General features: G+C 56.2%; 2 protein-coding genes. Both read right to left on the bottom strand.

Annotated features, from left to right (window positions below):
• The coding region (locus tag VGE80_RS17980) for an FG-GAP repeat domain-containing protein (protein WP_440593621.1) at positions 1-1,575 on the bottom strand (1,575 nt) is incomplete at its 3' end.
• Positions 1,576-1,728: 153 nt separating this feature from the next.
• Entirely contained in the window at positions 1,729-3,069 is a 1,341-nt protein-coding gene (locus tag VGE80_RS17975; protein WP_440593620.1) for a tetratricopeptide repeat protein, read from the bottom strand.
• Positions 3,070-3,267 lie beyond the last annotated feature (198 nt).

Raw genomic sequence — 3,267 nt, 5'->3', positions numbered from 1 at the left:
GTAACTCCCCCCACCTTTCACATATCCGGTTTGCTCCCGTTCGCCCGTGAAAATTTTCACCCAGGCTCCCACCGCTGAACGCGTGCTGTGGCGTCCCACGAGTCGTATTGCCAGCCAGTTCTCGATCTTCACCTCATTCCGAAGTACTGCCACAGGTTCGTTGGTATGCACGACCACAAGGTCCGGGCTCCCGTTCGCATCAAGGTCTCCCATGGCAGCCCCTCGCCCCAGATGCGGCGTGCTCAGATATTCGCCTGAGGATTTTGCGATTTCACGTAAACGCCTGCCTTGATCATTCCAGAACAGATAGGGCAACTGCCGGCGATCAGCGACAGAATTGGGGGCCCAGACGTGACCATTCGTGCAGAAAATATCGAGGAATCCATCGCCGTCCGCATCCAGCAGCGTCGTTCCGAATCCCACAGCCGCTGACCCAACGGCTGTAACTCCGAATGCGCGGCTGGCATGACCGAAGATGTCGTTGCCAAGATTGCGATACAAGGCAAACGTTTGATTCTCGTAATTTGCCACCCACAGATCCGGCTTGCCGTCACCGGTCACATCCCCCAGGTCGACGCCCATACTGCCATCAGAGGCGCCCGTCTCACCCAGGGCCACGCCATTTTCGAGAGCGACTTCCCGATAGCGTCGATCGGACTGCGAAGCAAACAGTTGATTGGGTACCGTATCGTTGGCGACGAATACGTCTGGCTGATTGTCGTTGTTCAGATCGGCAATCAGGACACCCAGCGTCTTGCCGATCCCCTCAATCCCCAGTTCTTCGTTCCCCGGTCGAAATGATCCGTCTCCATTACCGAGAAACACGGTACAGGGCAGTCCGCGAAAGACTGTGGGATCACAGACGTTCCGAATGCCAAGCCGCTTGTCGATGCAAACAGGATCGTTGTCGAACGACCAGTCGACATAATGACCGACAAACAGATCAAGCACCTGATCCTGATTGAGATCTCCCCATCCGGCGGCCAGACTCCACAGAGGGTCCGTCAATCCGGATGAAGGGGTCACATCGGAAAACGTTCCGTCCCCCATATTCCGGAACAATTGCAGGCCTCCCCACCCTGTGATCAGCAAATCCGCAAAACCATCTTCATCCATGTCCACGGTCCAGAGACCATGGTGGTAGCGATGAATCGGGCTCAGCCCCGCAGCATCAGTGACGGCTTCATAATTCCAGTCGGAAATCTGGCGGTACAGGGCGATCGGGTGGGGCAGGATCGATTTGTCAGACCCGAAGTGCCCCCCACCTCCCAGAAACAGATCCAGCTTTTCGTCACGATCGAAGTCCTCGATCGCACAACCTGCACCGAACGATTCAAGGATGGTGAAAAAGTTCGCTTCCTCACCATTGCGAGCCGTCCAGTCGATTCCTGACTGCTGAGCCATCTCTGTGAAACGGATGTGGTGCTGCTCGAGCGACTTTTCGCCGTTCAAACTGAAACTGTCGACTCCAGACGGAGATTTCGCTCGGTCCGTACATCCGAATACGACAACGCAGAAACCAATAAGAACGGTCCTGCTCCAGTTGTTCGACGAACGCAACTTGCCTGACGCCATCGATGATCCTGCCAATGCGAGCGTTTACTTTTCAGCAATTGAATTGAGTCGTCGCCCAACTTCGAAATAAAAGCGGATTCGAGGTAAGGATTAAAGTATCCGCGCTCGTATTGCTATCCTCGCACTCGCGCCAGCCGTTGCCTCGTTCAAGTACTAGGGTGTACGATCCGCATCCGATGTGGTCGGCGAAGCGGGATCTGAAATCGGCTGGTTACCCATTTCCTTCGCTTCGCCCCTCCCCTCCAGCACTCGTTGGTGGAACTGCGCTTTTTCGAGATCTCCTGCCTGATGGTAGAGAGCGACAAGCTCGCGGTGGGCTGGAGGGTAGTCTGGCGAAATCTGAAGCAGGTTCTGGTACCAGCGGATTGCATCCTGACGGGAGATGTACTTCGCAACGATGGCCGCAATCTGCATGCGCAGTTCCAGATTCCCGGGTTCACTGCGCAACTGACGTTCCAAAGCAGTCAATTGGTCCAGTGGGGCTCTGGATTCGGCCACAAACGCAAGGAGCGGCTCGGCTTCGTTGCCGCGGCCGCTGGCTTTGAGACTTCGTGCGAGGGAGTACGCGAGATTCGCATGCTCGGGCACGGAACGATACGCTTTTTCCAGGACCGCCGCAGCCTCAGAGGCACGATTCGCTGCAAGCAGCACCTCGCCATAGGACTTCTGAACGTTGAAATTGTCCGGATGGTTTTCCATGGCCCCGCGCAAGAGCTCGATCGCCGTATCCAGGTCACCCGCCGTGGCGGCACATTGTGCCAACCCGCGGATGGCCGTCAGATTGTCCGGATGCCGTGACAGGTACTCCTTGAAGAGCGGGACGGCGTCGTTGGTCTTCAGCCGTTCCAGCATCACGCTGGCGAGTGCAAGACGAAAATCGTCATTGTCCGGATCGAGTGCCAGGGCTCGTCGGTAGTCGGACTCTGCCTCTGCCCAGTTGTAGATTGACTGGTTAAACCGGCCACGCAGTTCGTGGGGTTCTGGATCCTTCGGATAGTCTTTCTGCCAGAGATCGAGCGTCTTGTTGGCGAGCTCCAGATTATGGTTGAGCATCGTCCAGGTGTAATAGGCTCGCGCGATTTCCGGGCCATCATCGCGTGGATCCGTCAAAAGATCCGACCAGTTCGCCTGCATGGCGCTGAACTGACCCGTCTGAGCCATCGCGAGCAGCCGCTCGCGCCGCAACTCTGACTTAGGGACACCCATCTTGCTCGCCAGTTGCAACTTGGACTCTACGAGTTGAAATTGCTGCTGGCGACGCGCGATCCGAATCTCCAGCAGACAGGCTTGAGGATCGTCACCCTCGTGAAACCATTGACTTCTGGCAACCCAGGACTCGGCCGCAGCGAGCTTCCGCTGCCTCAATGCCGAGGTACCTCTCCAAAGGCAAAAATCTCGCCAGAACCAGACCGAAAGTCCGACCAGCACGGCAAGGACGGCCAAGTAAAGTGCGATCCGTCTGTACTTCCCGACAGGTGGATCCGACGAAACCATAATGGAGGATTGCTTTCTAACCAGGAGAGAAGTTTTTCGAGAATCTAAAGATACTCGCTGATCGCCATCGACGCACGGAAGCGAGTACAGGACAGATGCACAACCGTATCTTGGGGCCCGTTATTCAAACCGGTATTCAAAGGAGTGTGATGAATTCACGAAAGTGGATGCTCACGATCTGGCCCATGTCGCTCCGAC

It is taken from the genome of Schlesneria sp. (assembly GCF_036405755.1).
Classification (GTDB): domain Bacteria; phylum Planctomycetota; class Planctomycetia; order Planctomycetales; family Planctomycetaceae; genus Schlesneria; species Schlesneria sphaerica.
This window is presented reverse-complemented; position numbering and strand designations above follow the sequence as displayed.